Genomic DNA, 6,106 nt, shown 5'->3' on the forward strand with positions numbered 1-6,106 from the left:
GAGTACGGCTCGCGCGGGGCCACCGTGGTCATCGCCGACCGCGACGTCGACGGCGCCGAGCGCACGGCCCGCCAGGTCGGTCTCGTCGGCGGAACGGGAGTGCCGTACCGGTTGGACGTGACCGACGCCGACGCGTGGCAGGAGTTCGCGGACGACCTGAGGCAGCGGTACGGCGTCCCGGACGTCGTGATCAACAACGCCGGTATCGGGATGGGCGGTGGCTTCCTCGAGACCACCCGTCAGGACTGGCAGGCGGTCATCGACGTCAACCTGTGGGGGGTCATCCACGGCTGCCGGGTCTTCGGCGAGATGATGCGCGACCACGGCACCGGCGGCCAGCTCGTCAACCTGTCCTCGGCGGCGGCGTTCCTGCCCTCCCGCATCCTGCCCGCCTATGGCACCACCAAGGCGGCCGTGCTGGCCCTCAGTGAGTCGCTGCGGGGCGACCTGGCGCGCTACGGGATCGGCGTCACCGTGGTCTGTCCCGGCTTCGTCAACACCGGCATCAGCCGATCCACCCACTACGTCGGGATGGACGAGGAGTCCGAGGAGAGGACGCGGCGCGCGGCGTCCGGGCAGTACGCCCGGCGCAACTATGGCCCGGAGAAGGTCGCACGGGCGATCGTGCGTGCCGCCGACAGGAACAGCGCTGTCGTCCCGGTGACCGCCGAGTCCCGGATCGGGATGCGCTTGCACGGCCTGGCACCGGGGTTGCTGCGCGCTCTCGCGCGCGCCGACCTCACGCCGGGCTGAACCCGACCACCTCCACCGCACGGAACCGGAAGGAATCCCATGACGATCAACACCGGCACGGAGCGCGGGCGTCCTCCTCGGGACGAGGAGCAGCTGGTGCTCGTGGCCCGCGAGGTCGAGTTCGACTGGTCGGATCTGCCGTGGCACTGGATACCGGGCGACCCGGTCACCACCCACACCTTCAACGTCATGCACCTGCTGCTGCCCGCCGGCGAGGACTGGTTCGTGCAGGTGCTCCGGGAGGCCCTGCCGATGATCAGGGACGACCGGGTCCGCGAGGACGTCCTGGGGTTCATCGGACAGGAGGCCATGCACTCGCAGGCCCACGGTGGCGTGCTCGAGCACTTCACCGCCGCCGGTGTCGACGTCACCGACTACACCAGACAGGTCGACTGGGCGTTCCGGATCCTGCTCGGAGGCCGCGACCTCCGCGGGCGGCGCGCCGAGAACTGGCTGGTGGAGCGGGTCGCGCTCATCGCCGCCATCGAGCACTACACTGCCGTCCTCGGTGACTGGGTGCTCGACTCCCCGGCGCTCGACCGGGCGGGGGCCGACCCCACGATGCTCGACCTGCTCCGCTGGCACGGTGCGGAGGAGGTGGAACACCGGGCGGTGTGCTTTGACCTGCTCACCCATCTGGACGATTCTTACATCCGTAGAGTGCGCACCTATCTCCTCGTCACCCCCGCGCTGTTCTGGTTGTGGGTCCGGGGCGTCCGGTTCCTCATGGCCGTCGACCCGGAGGTCGACCGCAAGGCGCGCTGGCAGGACTGGACCTCGGCGGCGCGCCGCGGCCTCCTGCCGAGCCCCGCCGTGCTGGTGCGCGAGATCGTGCCCTACCTGCGTCGGAAGTACCATCCGAGCGCCCAGGGATCGGTCGAACCCGCGATCCGCTACCTGGCCACCTCGCCGGCGGCACGGGCAGGACACTGACATGGCGACCATCCCGGGGGAGCTCAAGGGGCACCGGCAGGGCATTCTCGGATACCGGTTGCTCGGCGCGATCGCATCGGTGGCGTTCGCCCCCGGCCTGTCCGAGGGGTGGTCGGTCGACCGGGTCCGACCCGTCGACCGGGTACGCCCGATGCGGGTCGTCGGGAAGCCGGATCTCGCGGAGGACGTTGTCGGGCTGGTTCTCGAGCCCGGGGACGGAGAGCCGACACCGTCCTGGACACCGGGGTCCCACCTCGACCTGACGCTTCCGTCCGGGCTGCGCCGCCAGTACTCACTGTGCGGCACCGACCCGGACAGGCTGATGGTGGCGGTCCGGCGTATCGGCGACGCCTCCACGGAGATCCATGAGCGTGTGCGCGTGGGGGACGTCCTGCGCACGCAGGGACCGCGGACGGCGTTCCCCTTCTGTGGAGAGCAGCGGGTGCTGCTCGTCGCCGGCGGGATCGGCATCACGCCGATAGTGGCCATGGCGCGGGAGAGTGCCGCGCGTGGGGTGGACTGGCACCTCGTCTACGCCGGACGCTCCCGCTCCTCGATGCCCTTTCTCGATGAGGTGACCGAGCTCGCAGGGGACCGGCTCACCCTGCTGGTCGACGACGAGCGTGACCGGCGCCCGACGGCCGAGGAGTTCCTCGGCTGGGCGGACGACGGCACCGCCGTCTACTGCTGCGGACCCACCCCGGTCCTCGACCTGGTCCGTACGGGGCGCCGTCGGGTCCGTGCACCGTTGCACTACGAGCGGTTCGCCCCGCCACCCGTGACCTCCGGGCGGGAGTTCGAGTTGACCCTCGCCCGCACGGGACGGACGCTTGACGTCCCGGCCGACCGGAGCGCGCTCGACGTCATCCTGGACACCGCTCCCGACACCGCGTACTCCTGCCGGCAGGGGTTCTGCGGCACCTGCCGGGTGCGGGTGTGCGACGGCGCCGTCGAGCGACGAGGGCGCGCGGGCGGGCCTGGTCGGCCGGGAGCGCAGGAGATGCTGCTGTGCACGGATCGCGCGGAGGGTGTCGGCCTCACCGTGGACCTGTAATGGTCGGTCGGCCGTACCCCACTAGGGTGGGGCGCGTGAGCGCGGACAGGGACGATGCGGGGTCGGTGAGGTCCGGCCGGGGAACCGACGGGTCCCACGGTCAGCGTCGGCGACTCCCGCCCCGGGATCGGATGCGCCAGATCACGTCGGCGGCGTCCGCCTTGTTCGCCGCGACCATCTCGGAGAAGGTCACCGTCGCGGACATCGTGAGCCGGGCGGGCGTGTCACGGGCGCTGTTCTACCGCCACTACTCCTCGGTGGACGAGGTGTTCCAGTCGGTGGTGGACCTCGTCGCCCAGGACTTCGTCGACCGTCTCCGGCTCGAGGCCACCGACGATCAGGACGCCGAACTTCTCCGGGTGCTCCACGACTTCCTCCACACCTGCCAGGAGGTGAGACTGCCCGCGAGGGCGTTGCTGCGGAACTCGCGCCTGCCGGGTACGGACGACTCGGTGGTGTCGATGGTCTTCCTGCAGGCGGAACAGGAGATCTACCGACGAGTCGGTCTCGGGGAACCGACCCGTCTGGCGAGGCTGACCGTCCGCTCGTGGTTGACGTGCATCGAGGTGCAGACGCTCGCCTGGCTCGACGGCGGCGAGGAGCACGAGACGATCGAGGAACTGGCGACACGGCTGACGGCCACCCTCAGAGCTCTCATCCATGTCACCCTGCCGACCGAGGACGAGGGCATGCTCGCGCTCGCCCGGATCCTCGGCTGACGAGTCGGCGGACACCCCCGATCGTCAGTCTCCCCCCTTTCGGGCGACGTCGAAGACCATCTTCTGTACTCCGTTGCCGTAGGCCTCGTGCTCGGTGAGGGCCAGCGGGATGGCGTCGACGTCGGCCGTGCCGAAGAGCCGCTTCCCCGCGCCGAGCAGGAGTGGGAAGACCAGTAGGTGGTACCGGTCGACCAGGCCCGCCTCGGACAGGGAGTGGCCGAGCGTCGCGCTGCCGTGCACGATGATCGGGCCACCGTCGGTCTCCTTGAGCCGAGCCACGTCCTCGGCCGACCGCAGGATGGTCGTCGGTCCCCAGTTGTCCACGAGGTCGTCGGTGGTCAGGGTGGTGGACACCACGTACTTCGGTAGGTCGTTGTACCCGGCGAACTCCTCGGTCATCTCCGGCCAGACCGGAGAGAACGCCTCGTAGCTGCGGCGACCGAGCAGGAGGGCGGTGGCCTCGTCCTGCTCACGTCCCTTGATCTCGTACGCGGCCTCGTCGAAGGGGATGTCCCGGTAGGTCCAGCCGGCGTTGCGGTAGCCCTCCTCGCCGCCGGGAGCCTCCATGACCCCGTCGAGCGACATGAAGGCGGTGATGATGAGTGTGCGCATTCTCGGTCCTTTCGGCGTGCGCTGTCGGCGCGGTGTGGGGGTGGCGCCCGGTGACGGTTCAGGCGTGGGCCAGAACCTCCGACTCGAGCCGCCGGTAGCCGGCCTCCATCCCGTCGACCATGCCGGTGCCGAGGATCATGTCGCGGAGTTCGGCGCTGTCGTAGGTGATGACGAGCGTCATCAGGGTCCCGTCCCCGACGGCCGTGAGGGTCTGCTCGTTGCGCGTCGGTGGCGCATCGGCCCCCTCCATCGTCTCGGTGAAGACCTCACGGTGCGGAGGGTCGGTCTCGATGAGCTCGCCGACGAGCGCGAACGCCTCGCCCTCGACGCCGTCGTCGGGGGCCCACTCGAAGCGGGTGGTCTCGCCGGGCGCAGAGGCGACCTGGCAGCCGACCAGGGCCCAGCCGTCGGGGCCGTGGAACCACCGGTTCAGCAGTTCCGGCTCGTGATGGGCGTCCCAGACCTGCTGGGGGGTGCCGCGCAGGATCCGGGTGAAGCGCACCTGCGTGTCGCTCAGGAGCTGCGCGGCGGTCGCGCGATCGGCGGCGAAGGAACGCAGGTCGGCCAGGACGTCGTCGATCTGGGCCATCGCGGACCGGGTGCCCTCCTCCATGCCCATGCTGAGCAGCCGCTCGAGCTCCTCGAGGCTGGTGAAGTACGTCGTGGTGGTCAGGCGGGCACCCGAATCGGTCTCCTCGAAGGAGAACACCGCGCGCATCGTCGGCATCTCGGCGTTGGGGCGGCCGTCCTCGTCGGTGAAACCGTCGAGGATCTCGAACGAGCTGCCCTCGATCACGGACAGGTGCTCCCAGTAGCCGCCGCTGCGGGTGCCGTCCGGCCCGGTCATGTAGTACTCGGACCGGCCACCGGGGTAGATGTCGTGACGAGTGAAGGTCGCCGGCCACTCCGGCGGACCCCAGAACTTCTCGAGCTGGCGCGGGTCCACGTACGCGTCCCAGAGTCGGCGGACCGTCACGGGAAAGTCGGCGACGATGGTCATCGTCAACTCCTCGAGGTCCTTGTCTACGGATGTCACTGGCATGATCGGCCCCTTCTCCTTCGGTGGTGTTCCTGGATTCGGTGGTGTTCTTGGGTTGCTCTGGTGGTCAGTCGTCGGCGAGCAGGGCGTCGAGCCTGTCGATGCGTCCCCGCCAGAGGCGCTCGAAGCCGTCCAACAGGGTCTGGGCCCTGCGGATCGCCTCGGGGTTGCCCCGGATCCGGCGTTCGCGTCCGCGGCGGTCGTCGGTCACCAGTCCGGCCTCCTCGAGGACGTTGACGTGCTTGCGGACCGCCGCGAACGACATGTCGTAGTGGTGGGCGAGGTCGGAGATGGAGCACTCGTCGGTGAGCGTGCGACGGACGATGTCCCGGCGGGTGGCGTCCGCCAGCGCCCGGAACAACCGATCGACGTCGTCGTCACTGAGATCCACCTTGTGTGCGTGATATGAAACCATTTGGTTTCATGTTAGGCCGCTGTGGGGACCAGGTCAATGGCGTGGCCGAAGTCGCCCGCCGCGATGTCGTGGGTCGCCCCTACCCTGGGTGCGTGCGGTCGAGCGTGAGGGTCCCCGAGTCCGAGGTCGAGCGGTTCGTCGGGACCGCGGCGCTGGCCCGTTCGCGGCCGTACGTGAACCCGGACGCCATCGGCGACGTGAGCTACAGCCCTGGTTCGCGGACGCTGTCGGCGCTGGTCGCGGGCAGCGGTGGCCGCCGGTACCGGACCGAGGTCGCCTTCGGGCATCCCGATCAGGGCGGCTGGTCGCGGCCGAAGCTCAGTACGTGCACGTGCCCGGTGGCGATGCGGTGTAAGCACGCCGCGGCGCTCATGCTGTTCGCCGGCGCGGATCCGGACGGCGGGGCGGACGGTGGCACCGAGCCGGTACCCGAGTGGCGGCAGCGGGTCGAGGAGATGATGTACGGGGCGGCGCAGCAGGCCCCGCCGCGGGAGTCCGAGGTCTACGGACTGCAGCTGTCGGTGGTGGCGGACGAGACCGTGGACGACGGCTGGGCCGGCGGGTTGCGGCCCGGGTTGGGC

7 protein-coding genes and 1 pseudogene are annotated in these 6,106 nt (G+C 70.1%); 5 read left to right on the top strand and 3 right to left on the bottom strand.

Features of this window, described 5'->3' with window-relative positions; all coding sequences use genetic code 11:
- The 4 genes from G6027_RS00615 to G6027_RS00630 all read left to right on the top strand — a co-directional run.
- A partial coding sequence (locus G6027_RS00615) for an SDR family NAD(P)-dependent oxidoreductase (RefSeq protein WP_182634467.1) occupies nt 1-753 on the top strand: 753 nt, incomplete at its 5' end.
- A gap of 39 nt (nt 754-792) precedes the next feature.
- Nucleotides 793-1,686 (top strand): metal-dependent hydrolase, encoded by an 894-nt coding sequence (locus G6027_RS00620; RefSeq protein WP_182634469.1) that lies wholly within the window; start codon nt 793-795, stop codon nt 1,684-1,686.
- A 1-nt stretch (nt 1,687) separates the two neighbouring features.
- Nucleotides 1,688-2,740, top strand: a complete 1,053-nt coding sequence (locus G6027_RS00625) for a PDR/VanB family oxidoreductase (RefSeq protein ID WP_182634471.1) — start codon at nt 1,688-1,690, stop codon at nt 2,738-2,740.
- A gap of 35 nt (nt 2,741-2,775) precedes the next feature.
- Entirely contained in the window at nt 2,776-3,459 is a 684-nt protein-coding gene (locus G6027_RS00630; protein ID WP_182634473.1) for a TetR/AcrR family transcriptional regulator, read from the top strand.
- Between the two features lie 24 nt (nt 3,460-3,483).
- On the opposite strand, the gene G6027_RS00635 is transcribed toward G6027_RS00630, so the two are convergent.
- The 3 genes from G6027_RS00635 to G6027_RS00645 all read right to left on the bottom strand — a co-directional run bounded on the left by G6027_RS00635 (nt 3,484) and on the right by G6027_RS00645 (nt 5,525).
- Complete coding sequence (locus G6027_RS00635) at nt 3,484-4,071, bottom strand: dihydrofolate reductase family protein (protein WP_182634474.1); 588 nt, start codon at nt 4,069-4,071, stop codon at nt 3,484-3,486.
- A 58-nt stretch (nt 4,072-4,129) separates the two neighbouring features.
- On the bottom strand, nt 4,130-5,113 hold the full coding sequence (locus tag G6027_RS00640) for an SRPBCC family protein (RefSeq protein ID WP_182634476.1): 984 nt from the start codon (nt 5,111-5,113) through the stop codon (nt 4,130-4,132).
- A 64-nt stretch (nt 5,114-5,177) separates the two neighbouring features.
- On the bottom strand, nt 5,178-5,525 hold the full coding sequence (locus tag G6027_RS00645; RefSeq protein ID WP_182634478.1) for a metalloregulator ArsR/SmtB family transcription factor: 348 nt from the start codon (nt 5,523-5,525) through the stop codon (nt 5,178-5,180).
- Nucleotides 5,526-5,617: 92 nt separating this feature from the next.
- On the opposite strand from G6027_RS00645, the pseudogene G6027_RS00650 reads away from it, so the two are divergent.
- Nucleotides 5,618-6,106 (top strand): annotated as a pseudogene (locus G6027_RS00650) (helicase SNF2); the annotation flags it as partial.

It is taken from the genome of Dietzia sp. SLG310A2-38A2 (genome assembly GCF_014145095.1).
Classification (GTDB): domain Bacteria; phylum Actinomycetota; class Actinomycetes; order Mycobacteriales; family Mycobacteriaceae; genus Dietzia.

Bases quoted from the DNA above. Each gene is read 5' to 3' on its own strand.
- G6027_RS00640 (WP_182634476.1), bottom strand. From the start codon at position 5,113: ATGCCAGTGACATCCGTAGACAAGGACCTCGAGGAGTTGACGATGACC.
- G6027_RS00645 (WP_182634478.1), bottom strand. From the start codon at position 5,525: ATGGTTTCATATCACGCACACAAGGTGGATCTCAGTGACGACGACGTC.
- G6027_RS00620 (WP_182634469.1), top strand. From the start codon at position 793: ATGACGATCAACACCGGCACGGAGCGCGGGCGTCCTCCTCGGGACGAG.
- G6027_RS00625 (WP_182634471.1), top strand. From the start codon at position 1,688: ATGGCGACCATCCCGGGGGAGCTCAAGGGGCACCGGCAGGGCATTCTC.
- G6027_RS00635 (WP_182634474.1), bottom strand. From the start codon at position 4,071: ATGCGCACACTCATCATCACCGCCTTCATGTCGCTCGACGGGGTCATG.